Consider the following 15,218-nt stretch of genomic DNA (forward strand, 5'->3'; position numbering starts at 1 on the left):
AATCTTCGAGGGCTTGTTCAATGACGTTTTCTGCGATGTTTCTTGCTGCGTTGCCCATCGGCATGGGTGCCACGGTGGTCATGGACTTGTGGGGCCTGCTGCTGAGGCGGCTGGGTGTGGCCACGTTGAACTTCGCCATGGTCGGGCGTTGGGCAGGGCACGCGCTCGAGGGGTGCATATGGCACCAGGCGATTGCCAAGGCCGAACCGGTGCGCCACGAGCTGGCGTGGGGTTGGGTGATTCATTACGCCATCGGTGTGCTGTTCGCCATGCTGTTGATCGCGATGGCAGGGGAAAGCTGGTTGCAGGCGCCCACGTTGGGGCCTGCGCTTGGTGTCGGTATGGGCACGGTGGTGGCGCCGCTATGTTTCATGCAGCCGGTGATGGGGGCAGGGTTCTTTGCATCTAGAACGCCTGCGCCTGCGCGTAACTGTTTGAAGAGTCTGGTGACGCATATGGTGTTCGGGGTGGGGTTGTTTCTGAGCGCGGCGATGATCGCCTGGCCCTAATACGTGAATGCGAGCTCAAGGCTAGCCGCGCAGTCCACCTGTTCAGGGGCGGGCCGCCGAAACCCCCTCTGTATGCCCCGTAACCCCATAGCGCCGGGTAATCCGCTCGATCTCCCCGGATTCCTTCATCCGCACCAGCGCCCGCAAGACACCCTGGGTCGGTATCGCCGGGTCGTTGCGCACCATGCAGCCCAGCGCCTGCTCCTCCAGCACCGCCAGCACCTGCAGGCGCTGCTCGGGAGGCAGCTGCTTATTGAACCATTGCAGCGACAGTTCATTGCTCACTGCATGCCGATAACGCCCGATCTGCAACTTTTGCAGCGCCAGCTCCTGGCTGCGGCTGTCCTCGCGGCGCAACCGCCCCTGCGCGAACAACGGCTCCAGCGTGGCATAGGCATAACCCAGCACGGTGCCAATGGCCTGCTCCGGCAGTTGCTCCGGGCGGGTAGGGCCGCTGTCGCTGGCGCGCCCCACCAGCACATCGCGCTGCTCGAACAACGGCACGCTCCAGACGAAATTGCCCGGCCGGTCATTGAACCACTGGGTGCTGACATAGCAACGCACGTCGATATCGCCATCCTCCATCGCCTGTTGCAGGCGCAGGCGGGCCAGCACGTGGTACTCGGGCAGGGCGCCGGCTTCGCGGGCCAGGGCCTGTATCAGATCGAACATCAAGCCTTCCACCGGCTGGCCGTTTTCCAGGCGCACCAGCGGCATGCTCCAGCTCTCGGCCACGGAAAACCGCAGTACGGTCGGGTCTGCCAGGCCGTGGGTCGACCAGAGCAGCAGCAGGGCCAGCAGTCTTCGCACTGCACATCCTCCTTGAACAGCGTGCCAGTGGCTAAGCTTAGTCGAACCATGCAGGGTGCAATTTTGGCCCCGCTCCGCTAGCATTAGCGATCTTCCGCTCGATCAGGCTGCGATGGTTTTTCGATGAGTTATCAGGTTCTTGCACGAAAATGGCGTCCGCGCTCGTTCCGCGAAATGGTCGGCCAGGCCCATGTGCTCAAGGCCTTGATCAATGCCCTGGACAACCAGCGCCTGCACCACGCCTACCTGTTCACCGGCACGCGGGGCGTGGGCAAGACCACCATTGCACGCATCATCGCCAAATGCCTGAACTGCGAAACCGGCATCACCTCCACGCCCTGTGGCACCTGTTCGGTGTGCCGGGAGATCGACGAGGGGCGTTTCGTCGACCTGATCGAGATCGACGCCGCCAGCCGCACCAAGGTCGAGGACACCCGCGAACTGCTCGATAACGTGCAGTACGCGCCAAGCCGTGGGCGCTTCAAGGTCTATTTGATCGACGAAGTGCACATGCTCTCCACTCACTCCTTCAACGCCTTGCTCAAGACGCTGGAAGAGCCGCCACCCTACGTCAAGTTCATCCTTGCCACCACCGACCCGCAGAAGCTGCCGGCGACCATCCTTTCGCGCTGCCTGCAGTTCTCGCTGAAGAACATGAGCCCGGAGCGGGTGGTCGAGCACCTGAGCCATGTGCTGCAGGCCGAGAACGTGCCATTCGAGCCGGATGCCCTGTGGCTGCTTGGCCGCGCCGCCGATGGCTCGATGCGCGATGCCATGAGCCTGACCGACCAGGCCATCGCCTTCGGTGAGGGCAAGGTACTGGCGGCCGATGTGCGCGCCATGCTCGGCAGCCTCGATCATGGCCAAGTCTACGGCGTGCTGCAGGCGCTGCTCGAAGGCGATGCGCGGGCGCTGCTCGAAGCGGTGCGCAACCTTGCCGAGCAAGGCCCGGACTGGAGCGGCGTGCTGGCCGAAATGCTCAACGTGCTGCACCGGGTGGCCATCGCCCAGGCCCTGCCGGAAGCGGTGGACAACGGCCAGGGCGACCGCGACCGGGTGTTGGCGCTGGCCTCGGCCTTGCCGGCAGAGGACGTGCAGTTCTATTACCAGATGGGCCTGATTGGCCGCCGCGACCTGCCATTGGCGCCGGACCCGCGGGGCGGCTTTGAAATGGTCCTGTTGCGGATGCTGGCCTTCCGCCCGGCCGATACCGACGATGCGCCGAAGCCCGTACTAAAGCCGGTGGGGATCAGCCAGGCCACAGCTGATCCAGCAAACCCAGTGGCAGCGCCGGCGGTGGTGACGCCTGCCGTTGCTGTCGTGGAGCCTGCTCCTGCCCCGGTAGCGGCGCCAGCGCCTGCTGCGCAGCCTGCACCTGAACCCGAGCCCGAGCCCGTTGCGCCCGCGCCGGTGGTGGAGGAAGTCATCGACTTGCCTTGGGAAGAGCCCGCCGCCGCGCCCGTGCCGGTCAGCGTAGAGCCCGAACCCGAGCCCGAGCCCGAGCCCGTTGCGCCCGTGGCAGCGCCTGCACCTGCCCCAGAGCCGGCCTATGACGAGCCGCCGTTCGACCCGTCCGCCTACGCCTCGGCCGGCATGGAGCGCGACGACGAGCCGCCGATGGACGAGGACTACTACGGCGGCGAAAGCGACCCGGTGGGCTTCAGCTACCTCGACGAACTGGCCGAGCACGTGCAGGAAGAGGCCCCCGTGGCCACCCCCGAGCCATTGCCTGCGGCAGCACCGGCCACCGGTCTTGCGTTGCAATGGCTAGAATTATTCCCACAGTTGCCTGTCTCCGGTATGACAGGCAACATCGCCGCGAACTGTACGCTGATGGCTGCAGAGGGTGACGATTGGCTGCTGCACCTGGACCCGGGCCAGGGCGCGCTGTTCAACGCCACCCAGCAGCGCCGCCTGAACGAAGCGCTCAACCAGCACCTGGGGCGCACCCTGAACCTGCGGATCGAGCTGATCCGCCCCGAGCAGGAAACCCCGGCCCAGGCCGCATCGCGCAAGCGTGCCGAGCGCCAGCAAGATGCCGTGAGCGCGATCGAACAGGATCCGTTGATCCAGCAGATGATCAAGCAGTTCGGCGCCACGGTGCGGCAGGATACTATTGAGCCTGTAGATGCCCTGGTCAGCCAGGCGCAGTAACGGATAACCGTGCGGCCGGCCCTTTGCCAGGCCGCATCACATGACCCAATCGAGGTATACCCCCATGATGAAAGGTGGCATGGCCGGCCTGATGAAGCAGGCCCAGCAGATGCAGGAAAAAATGGCCAAGATGCAGGAAGAGCTGGCCAACGCCGAAGTGACTGGCCAATCCGGTGGTGGCCTGGTCAGCGTGGTGATGACTGGCCGTCATGACGTCAAGCGCGTCAGCATCGACCAGAGCCTGATGTCGACCGAGGAAGACGACAAGGAAGTGCTGGAAGACCTGATTGCCGCGGCACTGAACGACGCCGTGCGCAAGGTCGAGCAGAGCAGCCAGGAAAAAATGGGCGGCATGACCGCTGGCATGCAGCTGCCGCCGGGCTTCAAGATGCCGTTCTGATCGTTTTCTGCTTCACAATGGGGAGCAACGGCCACGCGGCCGTTGCTCCCTTGTTCATTCTGTTTGGTGAAATGACAGGCCCGCATACATGAGCTTCAGCCCCCTGATCCGTCAACTGATCGATGCTTTGCGCATCTTGCCCGGCGTCGGCCAGAAAACCGCCCAACGCATGGCCCTGCAGCTGCTGGAGCGCGACCGCAGTGGCGGCACTCGCCTGGCACAGGCCCTGAGCCAGGCCATGGACGGCGTCGGCCACTGCCGCCAGTGCCGCACCCTGACCGAGCAGGAGCTGTGCCCGCAGTGCGCGGACCCGCGCCGCGACGACAGCCAGCTGTGCGTGGTGGAAGGGCCGATGGATGTATATGCGGTGGAGCAGACCGGCTATCGCGGCCGCTATTTCGTGCTCAAGGGGCACCTGTCACCGCTGGACGGCCTGGGGCCGGAGGCGATTGGCGTGCCGCAATTGATGGCGCGGATCGAAGAGCAGGGCAGTTTCACCGAGGTGATCCTGGCAACCAACCCGACGGTGGAAGGTGAGGCGACGGCGCACTACATTGCGCAGCTGCTGGCGGAGAAAGGCTTGGTAGCTTCGCGGATTGCCCATGGCGTGCCATTGGGCGGCGAGCTGGAGCTGGTCGATGGCGGGACGCTGGCGCACGCCTTTGCCGGGCGCAGGCCGATTTCTCTTTGATTGCATGGGGCTGCTGCGCAGCCCAATCGCCGGCAAGCCAGCTCCCACAGGTACAGCGCAAGCCTCGAGAGCGATGCAGCCACTGTGGGAGCCGGCTTGCCGGCGATTGGGCCGCCAAGCGGCCCCCTTGACTCAGTATTCGCTCAGGGAAAACTCGGTCAGGCAGAAGGTCGGCACCCCAGCCGCCTGCAGCCGGCGCGACCCATCCAGCTCCGGCAAATCGATGATCGCCGCCGCCTCGAACACCTGGGCCCCGGTACGGCGCACCAGGTTGGCGGCCGCCAGCAATGTACCGCCGGTCGCGATCAAATCATCGAAGATCAGCACCGAATCGCCTTCGCACAGGCTGTCGGCATGCACTTCCAGGAAGGCTTCGCCGTACTCGGTCTGGTACCCCTCCGACAACACGTCAGCTGGCAGCTTGCCCTGCTTGCGGAACAGGATCAGCGGCTTGTTCAGTTGGTGGGCGATGATCGAGCCGATCAGGAAACCGCGCGCGTCCATGGCGCCGATGTGGCTGAAGTCAGCCTCCACATAGCGCTCGATGAACTGGTCGGCCACATAGCGCAGCCCGCGTGGCGACTGGAACAGCGGGGTGATGTCGCGGAAGATCACGCCCGGTTTGGGGAAGTCCACTACCGGGCGGATCAGGGCTTTGAGGTCGAAGGCGTCGCTGTGCATTGTTGCGGGTATCCTGGAATACGAATGCGCCAGTATACCTTGAACTGCGTTTGCTCGAGGCTGCGTTCAACCCCCGTCTATCGCGGGTGACTTGACGTTATCAGGCGGCAAACCACCGGATTTCATCGATATGCACCGACCCCGCGCGCGTGGTGCGAAATTCGATTTGCTTGAGGGTTTTGCTGCCTATCTGATCGAGAGGCGTTGGGGTGGTCTCGCCGTCGATATACACGGCTAGAAAAGTCTCGAAATCATCGTGAGTGAGTTTGGATACATCAACGCGGCCCACGAGTTCGGGGTACTCGGCTTGCAGGTCGGCTTCCGTAAAATCGGTGATCAGCATTTGCTTCCAGCTCAAGCGGGTGATTGGATGCTTGAATGACAGCCGCACAATAGCGCGGTCAGCAATCGAAAGTACCTTCCCCAGTACCGGCTCAGTGGACTGTTGAACGCCCGATGGTTTGCCATCCAGGCTTTCTTGCTCAAGGGTGAACCAGTGGTTCGACCAGCGGGTAGTCTCGTACTTTTTGCCCGTGGTGAAGGTGACAAGCTCGGCGCGTTCGAAGTTCTCTACTGTTCCGACAGTGCTCATGATGAGTTCCCTTCATGTAGTGAGATTGGGAACCCATCTTTGATTAGCAAACGGCTACCAGCAACTGGCAAAAATATCAGGTGGCAAGTTGCAGCGCCGCTTTCAGACCTCCATCGCACCACCGGCCAGCGCACAGAGCTGGATCGGGTCGAGGATGTGCACTTCCTTGCCTTCGGCGCGGAGCAGGCCGTTCTGCTGGAAGCGGGTGAACACCCGCGAAACGGTTTCCACCGCCAGGCCCAGGTAGTTGCCGATCTCGTTGCGCGACATGCTCAGGCGGAACTGGTTGGCCGAATAGCCGCGGGCGCGGAAGCGTGCGGACAGGTTGACCAGGAAGGTGGCGATACGTTCGTCGGCGGTCTTTTTCGACAGCAGCAGCATCATCTGCTGGTCGTCGCGGATTTCGCGGCTCATCACCCGCATCAACTGGCGGCGCAGTTGTGGCAATTGCACCGAAAGCTCATCCAGGCGCTCGAAGGGAATCTCGCACACCGAGGTGGTCTCCTGGGCCTGGGCCGAAACCGGGTAGGCTTCGGTGTCCATGCCGGACAGGCCGACCAGTTCGCTGGGCAGGTGGAAGCCGGTGATCTGCTCCTCGCCGCTGTCGCTCAGGCTGAAGGTCTTCAGCGCGCCGGAACGTACCGCGTAGACCGAGCCGAAATTGTCGCCTTGGCGGAACAGGAACTCGCCTTTCTTCAGCGGTCGTCCGCGCTTGACGATGTCATCCAGTGCATCCATGTCTTCCAGGTTGAGCGAAAGAGGCAGGCACAGGGGCGCCAGGCTGCAATCCTTGCAATGGGCCTGGTTGTGAGGGCGCAGTTTGACTGGCTCGGACATTTGAATCGATCCTTGTGGGAAAGCACACATAAGACGTAAGGGTAACCTACGGCATAGGGTGTAGGCCAGCGTGCGCTATTTTGGTGCGCCCTGGCCGAACCCCAGCTGCTTGATGCCGGGGGTCCGTTCTCGCCCATAGTGTGCCTGGCAAGGCCGCTTGTCCATGCGGTTAATCGCCTCGCCCGGCTAGATAACTCGGGAGAATCGCTGGCGGTTGTGCATCGCCAGGTAGGCATCGAAGAGCATGCACACCGAGCGTGCCAGCAGGCGCCCGGCCGGCAGGATGCGGATGCCCTTGTCGTCGAGGCTGATCAGGCCGTCGCGCTGCAAAGTCTGAAGTTCCGGCCACAGTTCATTGAAGTAGCCGCGAAAATCCAGGGTGAAGGCCTCCTCTATGGTTTCGAAATCCAGCTCGAAATGGCAGATGAGCTGCTGGATCACCGCCCGCCGGATGCGGTCGTCGTGGTTGCACAGCAGCCCGCGCTGGGTCGCCAGCTGGGCGTTGGAGAGGCTGTCCTGGTAGGTGTTGAGGTCACTGCTGTTCTGGCAGTAGAGGTCGCCGATCTGGCTGATCGCCGACACCCCGAGGCCGATCAGGTCGCAGTGGCCGTGGGTGGTGTAGCCCTGGAAGTTGCGCTGCAGCGTGCCTTCCTCCTGGGCCACCGCCAGTTCGTCGTCGGGCAGGGCGAAGTGGTCCATGCCGATGTAGCGGTAGCCGGCGGCGGTGAGCTGTTCGATGGTGTTGTGCAGCATCTCGAGCTTGGCCGCAGGCCCCGGCAGGTCGCTGGCGTCGATGCGCCGCTGGGGCATGAAGCGCTCGGGCAGGTGGGCGTAGTTGAACACCGAGAGGCGGTCGGGTTGCAGGCGGATCACTTCTTCCACCGTGCGCGCGAAACCTTCCGGGGTCTGCTTGGGCAGCCCGTAGATCAGGTCGAGGTTGACCGAGCGGAACTGCAGGGTGCGCGCCGCCTCGATCAAGGTGCGGGTTTGCTCCAGGCTCTGCAGGCGGTTGACTGCCCGTTGCACGGCCGGGTCCAGGTCCTGCACGCCGAGGCTGACGCGGTTGAAGCCCAGCTCGCGCAACAGGCCCATGGTCGACCAGTCGGCCTCGCGCGGGTCGATCTCGATGCCGTAGTCGCCGGAGTCATCGTCCAGCAGGTTGAAGTGCTGGCGCAGGGTGGCCATCAACTGGCGCAGCTCGACGTGGCTGAGGAAGGTCGGGGTGCCGCCACCGAAGTGCAGCTGTTCGACCCGCTGTTTCGGGTCCAGGTGGCAGGCGATCAGCTGGATTTCCTGCTCCAGGCGCTGCAGGTAGGGCGCAGCGCGGCCCCGATCCTTGGTGATGACCTTGTTGCAGGCGCAGTAGTAGCAGATGTTGGCGCAGAACGGCACGTGCACGTACAGCGACAGCGGGCGCACCGCTCGCCGGCTCTCGCGCAGGGCGTGGAGCAGGTCGAACGAGCCCACTTCGCTGTGCAGTTGCACCGCGGTGGGGTAGGAGGTGTAGCGCGGGCCGGCCAGATCGTAGCGACGGATCAGGTCGGCATCCCAGCGTAGATCTTCGAACATGTGGGCGGTCCCGGAATGAGCAGCAGTGTCCGGAGTCTAGGGGCGCCTGCAGGCGGCCATCTTGATTTGTATCAAAAGGCCTCGGGGCCGCCGGGCGGCTCAAAAAATGTTTTTGATCGGTATCAAAGGGCGTTCAGCTGCCAAAGGCGCCCGCTCAATGCCCCATCAGCCAGTGCTGATGCGGCCCAGGCATCGTCCACAGGCCGAACAGGATCACCAGCAAGCCGCCCGCCATGCGCACGCTGCGCCGGCGCAACAGGCTGTTCACCCGCTCCGCCGCCAGCCCCGTGGCCAGCAGAACCGGCCAGGTGCCCAGCCCGAACGCCAGCATCAGCGCAGCGCTGTAGCCGGCATTGCCCTGGCTTGCAGCCCACAACAAGGTGCTGTACACCAGCCCGCACGGCAGCCACCCCCACAGCGCGCCCAGCAGCAGCGCCCGCGGCAGGCTGGAGACCGGCAGCAGGCGCGAGGCCACGGGCTGGATATGCCGCCACAACCCTTTGCCCAGCGCCTCGATGCGTGTCAGCCCGCTCCACCAGCCCGCCAGGTACAGGCCCATGGCGATCAGCAGCAGCGCCGCCACCACTCGCAAGGCCAGGGCCGCCGGGCTGCTGGCCACGGCCCAGCCGGCCAAGCCCAGCAGCAGGCCGGCGCAGGCGTAACTGAGGATGCGGCCCAGGTTGTAGGCCAGCAACAGGCGCGCGCGCCGGGCACGTTGTTCGGGTGGGATGGCCAGGGTCAGGGCGCCCATCAGGCCGCCGCACATGCCCAGGCAATGGCCGCCGCCGAGCAGGCCGAGGATCAGCGCCGAGCCGAGCAGGGCAAGCAGGTCAGGCACGGGGCGGTGTTTCCTGGTCGTCGGGCTTGGTGGTTTCGTCGTTCACGGCGGCCTGGTGGCGCGGGTCCTGGTCGTCGAACAGGATGCTGTGGGCGGGGCTGTCGAGGTCGTCGTACTGGCCGCTGTCCACCGCCCAGAAGAAAATGTACACCGCCACGCCGACGAGCAGCAGGGCGGCCGGGATCATGACATAGAGGGCGGGCATGCGGGCTTCCTTCCAGGGTGTGCCGGGCCGCTTGCGGGGCTGCCCGCGCCGGCGGGCAGGCGGGTCAGGCGCAAGGCGTTGAGCACCACGATCAGCGAACTGACCGACATACCGATGGCCGCCCACACCGGAGTGATCCAGCCGAGCGCGGCAAACGGCAACATCAGGCCATTATACAGGGTTGCCCAGAGCAGGTTCTCGAGGATGTTGCGGCGGGTACGGCGGGCCAGGTCGAAGGCTTGCACCAGTGCCTGCAGGCGGTTGCTCAGCAGCACCGCGTCGGCGCTGGTCTTGGCAAGGTCGGTGGCGCTGCCCATGGCGATGCTGATGTCGGCGGCCGCCAGCACCGGCACGTCGTTGACCCCATCACCCAGCATCAGCACCTTGCAGCCGGCCGCCTGCAGGGCCTTGAGGCGGTCCAGCTTGTCGTCCGGGCGCAGGCCGCCGATGGCCTGGTCGATGCCAAGCTGGGCGGCCACCTCGGCGACCATCGGCGAGCTGTCGCCCGACAGCAGCAAGGTGCGCCAGCCGCGTGCCTTGCAGGCGGCCAGCAGGGCCGGGGCGTCATCGCGCAGGCGGTCGTCGAGGCCGAACCAGGCCAGCGGGCCCTGGCGGTCACCCAGCAGCAGCCATTGCCCGCGCGGCTCCGGCACGGCGGGGATCTCGGTGCCGCTCAAGGCGCACACGAAAGTGGCCTGGCCAATGCGCAGGCGCTGGCCCTCAACCTGGCCCTCCAGGCCCAGCCCCGGCACGCTCTGCACATCGTCAGCGGCACTGGTGGTGCGGCCGAAGGCGCGGGCGATGGGGTGTTCGGAGCGGTTCTCCAGGGCGGCGGCCAGGGCCAGGCAGCGGTCGGCCGGCAAATCGCCGAGCGGGCGGATGCTGCGCAGGGCCAGGCGGCCTTCGGTGAGGGTGCCGGTCTTGTCGAAGATGACCGTGTCGATCTGGTTCAGGCCCTCCAGCACGTGCCCACGGGTGATCAGCAGGCCGAGCTTGTGCAGGGTGCCGGTGGCGGCGGTGAGGGCGGTGGGGGTGGCCAGCGACAGCGCGCAAGGGCAGGTCGCCACCAGCATGGCCAGGACGATCCAGAACGCCCGCGCCGGGTCTGCGTGCCACCACCACAGGCCGATGGCCACGGCCGCCAGCAGGCTGAACAGCAAGAACCACTGCGAGGCGCGGTCGGCGATTTCCGCCAGGCGCGGCTTTTCGCTCTGCGCACGTTCCAGCAGGCGCACGATGGCCGACAGGCGCGAATCATGGCCAAGCGCTTCGACCTCCACGTGCAGGGTGCTTTCCACATTCAGCGTGCCGCCGGTTACGCGCTCGCCTGCCTGGCGTGGCTGCGGCAGGTACTCGCCGGTGAGCAGCGACTCATCGACGCTGGAGCGGCCCTCGACGATGCGCCCGTCAGCGGGAATCACCGCGCCCGGCAGCACCTGCACGGTGTCGCCGCGCTGCAACTCGCCAAGAAGGATGCGCTCGGCATGGCCAAAGGCATCCAGGCGCAGGCACGAGGCCGGCAGCAGGTTGACCAGTTGCGCGGTGGCCGCCGCCGTGCGCTCGCGGGCGCGGCGTTCCAGGTAGCGCCCGGTGAGCAGGAACAGCGCGAACATGCCCACGGTGTCGAAGTACAGCTCGCCGCTGCCGGTGACGGCGGTCCAGATCCCGGCGCCGAAGGCCAGGCCGATGGCCAGCGAGACCGACACGTCCATGGTCAGGTGGCGCGTGCGCAGGTCGCGGGCAGCGCCCTTGAAGAACGGCGCGCAGCTGTAGAACACGATCGGGATGGTGAGAAACAGCGCGACCCAGCGCAGGATGGTGTGCATTTCCGGCGACAGGTCGATGTTGAATTCCGGCCAGGTGGCCATGGTCGCCATCATCGCCTGGAACCACAGCAGCCCGGCCACGCCCAGGCGGCGCAGGGCGCTGCGGTTTTCCCGGGCGAGCTGCTCGGCGGCCTGGTCGGGCTGGTAGGGGTGGGCGGCGTAGCCGATCTGGCGCAGTTCGGCCAGCACCTTGGACAGCGGCAGCTGCTGGTCGTCCCAGTCGAGCAGCAGGCGGTGGTTGGACAGGTTCAGCCGGGCCTCGGCGACCCCGGGCAGGTTGCGCAGGTGCTTTTCGATCAGCCAGCCGCAGGCGGCGCAGCTGATGCCTTCGACCATCAGGGTGGCTTCGGCCCGCTCGCCGGCATGGCGCACGAAGGCCTGCTGCACGTCGCTGCGGTCATACAGGGCCAGTTCGTCCTGCAGCTGTTTGGGCAGCGCCTCGGGGTTGGCGCTGCTGTCGCTGCGGTGCTGGTAGTAGTGCTCCAGGCCGCCGGCGACGATCGACTCGGCCACTGCCTGGCAGCCGGGGCAGCAGAACTGCCGGGGCTCGCCGAGGACCGTGGCGGTGAAGCGGCTACCGGCGGGGACGGGCAGGGCGCAGTGGTAGCAGGGGGTGGGCTGGGTCATGTTGGAACTGTCTTGAGGCTTGGGAATGCCGGGGCCGCAAGGCAGCCCCAAGGGCATTGGCGGTTCATTGCTGGTGCTCGGCACCTTGCAGCGCTTCATCACCCAGTTGCATGGCTACCCCATGCTCGACCTTTTCCTCCTCGAACAAGCGCCACACATGCTCATCCTGGCTGCCCAGCAGCTCGACGAAGCGCCGGCCCTCGACCTTGTCGTCGAGCTGGCCGACATAACGCCCGGCCTCGCTGCGGCTGAGCAACACCTTGCGGTCCTTGTCCGGCTGGGTAGGCGAGATCAGGTTCAGCTCCAGGCTCTGCGGGTCGCTGTTGCCGGTCAGGCGCACGTCCACCTCGCCGGTCAGCTCGTCCAGGTGCACGCTGGCCTTGAGGTTCAGGGTCTGCGCCAGCAGCTCGCGGTCCAGTGAGCGGTTGATGCCCTTGCCGGCCTCGTAGTAGTTGTCGTTGACCAGGTTGTCCGGGTTGCTCACGGCGATGCTGACCATGGTCAGGCTCAGGCACACCGAGGTGGTGAGGATGCCGATGATGATCCAGGGCCAGAGGTGCTTGTACCAGGGGCTGGTGGCGGTGGCGGCAGGCATTGTCAGTATTCTCTCTCAGCGGATCTGTGGGCCGATGAAGCGGCTCTTGGCATTGACCTCGGCAGCGCTGTCGTCGGCGCTCTTGAGGATGAAGGTGATTTCGTTGGTGGTCGAGGGCAGTTTCTCGGGCGCCACCGACAGTTGCACCGGCAGGCTGACGATGTCGCCGGCCGCCACGCGGATTTCGCGCTGGCCTTCCAGGCGCAGGTCCGGCAGGCCAGTGGCGTCCAGCACGTAGACGTGGTCGCGCTGGTCCTTGTTCATGACCTTGAGGCTGTACACGTTCTCGATCCGCCCCTGGGCATTCTCGCGGTACAGCACGCGGTCCTTGCTGACGTCGAAACCGACCAGCGAGCGGGTGGCGAAGGCCGTGGCCAGGGCGCCGATCATCACCAGCAGCACCACTGCGTAGCCGATCAGGCGCGGGCGCGCCATGTGGGTCTTCTGCCCTGACAGGTTGTGCTCGGTGGTGTAGCTGATCAGCCCTTTGGGGTAGTTCATCTTTTCCATGATGCTGTCGCAGGCGTCGATGCAGGCGGCGCAGCCGATGCACTCGATCTGCAGGCCATCGCGGATGTCGATGCCGGTGGGGCAGACCTGCACGCACATGGTGCAGTCGATGCAGTCGCCCAGGCCCTGGGCCTTGTAATCCACGTCCTTCTTGCGTGGGCCACGGGTTTCGCCACGGCGCGGGTCGTAGGAAACGATCAGCGTATCCTTGTCGAACATCACGCTCTGAAAGCGCGCATAGGGGCACATGTACACGCACACCTGCTCGCGCAGCCAGCCGGCGTTGCCGTAGGTGGCCAGGGTGAAGAAGCCGACCCAGAAGTAGGCCCAGCCGTCGGCTTGGCCGGTGAAGAATTCGATGACCAGTTCACGGATCGGCGAGAAGTAGCCGACGAAGGTCATGCCGGTGATGAAGCCGATCAGCAGCCACAGGCTGTGCTTGGCGAACTTGCGCAGGAACTTGTTGCCGCTCATGGGCGCGCGGTCCAGCTTCATGCGCTGGTTGCGGTCGCCTTCGGTGACTTTCTCGCACCACATGAAGATCCACGTCCACACGCTCTGCGGGCAGGTGTAGCCGCACCACACGCGGCCGGCGAAGACGGTGATGAAGAACAGGCCGAAGGCGGCGACGATGAGGATGCCCGAGAGCAGGATGAAGTCTTGTGGCCAGATGGTGGCGCCGAAGATGTAGAACTTGCGTTCGGGCAGGTTCCACCACACGGCCTGGTGGCCACCCCAGTTCAGCCACACGGTGCCGAAGTACAGCAGGAACAATACCGCCCCGCCGACCATGCGCAGCCTGCGGAACACGCCGGTGAAGGCGCGGGTGTAGATTTTCTCGCGAGAGGCGTAGAGGTCGACGGAGTCCTTCCCTTTGCTGGCAGGCGGGGTGACGTCATGTACCGGAATTTGCTTGCTCATCATCAAGTCCCACGGCAGTGGAGAAACGCCGTGGCCAGTGCGTGCCGGCCACAGTCTCGCGCCTTCTGCTGGCGCGCTGCGATCCATGATACGCCGGTGATGGCACCCTGGGGTCGCGTTGCGACCTTTTGTCGCATTGGGTTCACGATAGGAATCGTGATATGGCGGGTGTCAATTGATTCAGGTCATGAAGCGGGTGCTTTTGCTGGCCTCATCGCCGGCAAGCCGGCTCCCACAAGGTCTCCACGAGACTGGGAGGCTTTGTGGGGGCCGGCCCTGCCTTACTCGGCCTTGGCCGGCTCGGCCTGGTGCGACAGGCTGTACACGTAAGCGGCCAGCAGGTGCACCTTGTCATTACCCTGCAGCTGTTCCTGCGCCGGCATCTGGCCCTGGCGGCCATAGCGGATGGTCTGCTGCAGCTGGGCAAAGCTCGAGCCGTAGATGAACGCCTGCGGGTGGGTCAGGTTGGGCGCACCCATCGCTGGCGTGCCCTTGCCCTCAGGCCCGTGGCAGGCCACGCAGTTGGCGGCGAAGATCTTCTGGCCGTTCTCGGCATCGGCCTTGACGCCTTCCGGCAGGCTGCGGCCATCGAGCTTGCTGACCACGAACGCCGCCACATCGGCCACGCCCTGCTCGCCGATCACTTCCGACCAGGCCGGCATCACCCCATGGCGACCGCCCATGATGGTGGTCTTGATGGTTTCCGGCTCGCCGCCCCAGCGCCAGTCGTTGTCGGTCAGGTTGGGGAAGCCGTAGGCGCCCTTTGCGTCGGAGCCGTGGCACACCGAGCAGTTGGAGGCGAACAGCCGCGCGCCCATCTTCAGCGCCTGCGGGTCCTTGGCCACTTCCTCGATGGGCATGGCCGCGAACTTGGCGAAGATCGGCCCGAAGCGGGCGTCGGCCTTGGCCATTTCCTTTTCCCACTCGTGCACGCCGGTCCAGCCGGGCTGGCCATTGCTGAACTCGGTCTGCTTGTCGTTATCCAGGTAGCTGTAGCCTGGCAGGATGCCTTTCCAGTTGCCCAGGCCCGGGTACAGCACCAGGTAGCCCAGGGCAAAGATGATGGTGCCGACGAACAGCCAGAACCACCACTTGGGCAGCGGGTTGTCGTATTCCTCGATGCCATCGAAGGCATGCCCGACGGTTTCGTCGGTGACCTCTTCACGCTGGCCCTTGCGGGTCGACAGCAGCAGCCAGGTCAGCGAGAAGATGGTGCCCAGGGTCAGGACGGTGACGTACAGACTCCAGAAGGTTGTCATTGTTGTTTGCTCCCAGAAGCTTTTGCTTGCGCTTGCTCGACGTGCTGTTTGGCCTCGGGGTCATCCGCGAAGGGCAGTTGCGTGGCTTCGTCGAATTCCCGCTTGCGCCGTGGGTTGAACACCCACAGCGCCAGGCCCACGAACGCCACCATCACCACCACGGTGCCCAGGCCGCGAATCATCCCGATATCCAT

General features: G+C 65.2%; 16 protein-coding genes. 4 read left to right on the plus strand and 12 right to left on the minus strand.

All coding sequences use genetic code 11. The features are described from left to right. The first annotated feature begins 20 nt into the window (after positions 1–20). Positions 21–509 carry a DUF2938 domain-containing protein gene (locus ACIPG5_RS18280; RefSeq protein ID WP_401376880.1) on the plus strand — a complete coding sequence of 163 codons (489 nt, stop codon included), beginning with the start codon at positions 21–23 and terminating at the stop codon, positions 507–509. Positions 510–551: 42 nt separating this feature from the next. Here ACIPG5_RS18280 and ACIPG5_RS18285 read toward each other — a convergent pair whose 3' ends face one another. Continuing rightward, a complete protein-coding gene (locus tag ACIPG5_RS18285) occupies positions 552–1,319 on the minus strand; it encodes an ABC transporter substrate-binding protein (protein ID WP_176517119.1) in 768 nt (255 codons plus the stop codon). Between the two features lie 123 nt (positions 1,320–1,442). On the opposite strand from ACIPG5_RS18285, the gene dnaX reads away from it, so the two are divergent. The 3 genes from dnaX to recR all read left to right on the plus strand — a co-directional run bounded on the left by dnaX (position 1,443) and on the right by recR (position 4,564). Then, complete coding sequence (gene dnaX / locus ACIPG5_RS18290; protein WP_401376883.1) at positions 1,443–3,473, plus strand: DNA polymerase III subunit gamma/tau; 2,031 nt, start codon at positions 1,443–1,445, stop codon at positions 3,471–3,473. Between the two features lie 64 nt (positions 3,474–3,537). Beyond that, positions 3,538–3,873 carry a YbaB/EbfC family nucleoid-associated protein gene (locus ACIPG5_RS18295; RefSeq protein ID WP_012315418.1) on the plus strand — a complete coding sequence of 112 codons (336 nt, stop codon included), beginning with the start codon at positions 3,538–3,540 and terminating at the stop codon, positions 3,871–3,873. Positions 3,874–3,961: 88 nt separating this feature from the next. Continuing rightward, a complete protein-coding gene (gene recR / locus ACIPG5_RS18300; RefSeq protein ID WP_176517115.1) occupies positions 3,962–4,564 on the plus strand; it encodes a recombination mediator RecR in 603 nt (200 codons plus the stop codon). Positions 4,565–4,696: 132 nt separating this feature from the next. On the opposite strand, the gene ACIPG5_RS18305 is transcribed toward recR, so the two are convergent. From ACIPG5_RS18305 to ACIPG5_RS18355, 11 genes are all read right to left on the minus strand, one after another. Further along, on the minus strand, positions 4,697–5,245 hold the full coding sequence (locus ACIPG5_RS18305; RefSeq protein WP_236237127.1) for an adenine phosphoribosyltransferase: 549 nt from the start codon (positions 5,243–5,245) through the stop codon (positions 4,697–4,699). A gap of 100 nt (positions 5,246–5,345) precedes the next feature. Further along, positions 5,346–5,837 carry a hypothetical protein gene (locus ACIPG5_RS18310; RefSeq protein ID WP_401376888.1) on the minus strand — a complete coding sequence of 164 codons (492 nt, stop codon included), beginning with the start codon at positions 5,835–5,837 and terminating at the stop codon, positions 5,346–5,348. Between the two features lie 102 nt (positions 5,838–5,939). Beyond that, on the minus strand, positions 5,940–6,674 hold the full coding sequence (gene fnrA / locus ACIPG5_RS18315; RefSeq protein ID WP_176517109.1) for a Crp/Fnr family transcriptional regulator FnrA: 735 nt from the start codon (positions 6,672–6,674) through the stop codon (positions 5,940–5,942). 186 nt (positions 6,675–6,860) lie between these two features. Further along, complete coding sequence (hemN, locus tag ACIPG5_RS18320) at positions 6,861–8,243, minus strand: oxygen-independent coproporphyrinogen III oxidase (RefSeq protein ID WP_176517107.1); 1,383 nt, start codon at positions 8,241–8,243, stop codon at positions 6,861–6,863. Between the two features lie 154 nt (positions 8,244–8,397). Continuing rightward, on the minus strand, positions 8,398–9,081 hold the full coding sequence (locus ACIPG5_RS18325) for a sulfite exporter TauE/SafE family protein (protein WP_401376892.1): 684 nt from the start codon (positions 9,079–9,081) through the stop codon (positions 8,398–8,400). Next, positions 9,074–9,286, minus strand: coding sequence for a cbb3-type cytochrome oxidase assembly protein CcoS (gene ccoS / locus ACIPG5_RS18330; RefSeq protein ID WP_286911996.1), 213 nt, complete (start codon positions 9,284–9,286; stop codon positions 9,074–9,076). The genes ACIPG5_RS18325 and ccoS overlap by 8 nt, the downstream gene beginning before the upstream one ends. Further along, entirely contained in the window at positions 9,265–11,739 is a 2,475-nt protein-coding gene (locus ACIPG5_RS18335; RefSeq protein ID WP_401376896.1) for a heavy metal translocating P-type ATPase, read from the minus strand. The genes ccoS and ACIPG5_RS18335 overlap by 22 nt, the downstream gene beginning before the upstream one ends. A gap of 64 nt (positions 11,740–11,803) precedes the next feature. Continuing rightward, a complete protein-coding gene (locus ACIPG5_RS18340; protein ID WP_176517101.1) occupies positions 11,804–12,334 on the minus strand; it encodes a FixH family protein in 531 nt (176 codons plus the stop codon). Positions 12,335–12,349: 15 nt separating this feature from the next. Continuing rightward, positions 12,350–13,765: a cytochrome c oxidase accessory protein CcoG gene (ccoG, locus tag ACIPG5_RS18345; RefSeq protein WP_401376899.1), complete on the minus strand. Its 1,416-nt coding sequence runs from the start codon at positions 13,763–13,765 to the stop codon at positions 12,350–12,352. A gap of 281 nt (positions 13,766–14,046) precedes the next feature. After that, a complete protein-coding gene (gene ccoP / locus ACIPG5_RS18350) occupies positions 14,047–15,024 on the minus strand; it encodes a cytochrome-c oxidase, cbb3-type subunit III (RefSeq protein WP_176517099.1) in 978 nt (325 codons plus the stop codon). Next, a complete protein-coding gene (locus tag ACIPG5_RS18355; protein WP_176517098.1) occupies positions 15,021–15,218 on the minus strand; it encodes a cbb3-type cytochrome c oxidase subunit 3 in 198 nt (65 codons plus the stop codon). Before ACIPG5_RS18355 ends, ccoP begins: the two co-directional genes overlap by 4 nt.

This window comes from Pseudomonas sp. NPDC087029, from assembly GCF_044745345.1.
In the GTDB taxonomy this organism is placed as follows: domain Bacteria; phylum Pseudomonadota; class Gammaproteobacteria; order Pseudomonadales; family Pseudomonadaceae; genus Aquipseudomonas; species Aquipseudomonas faucium.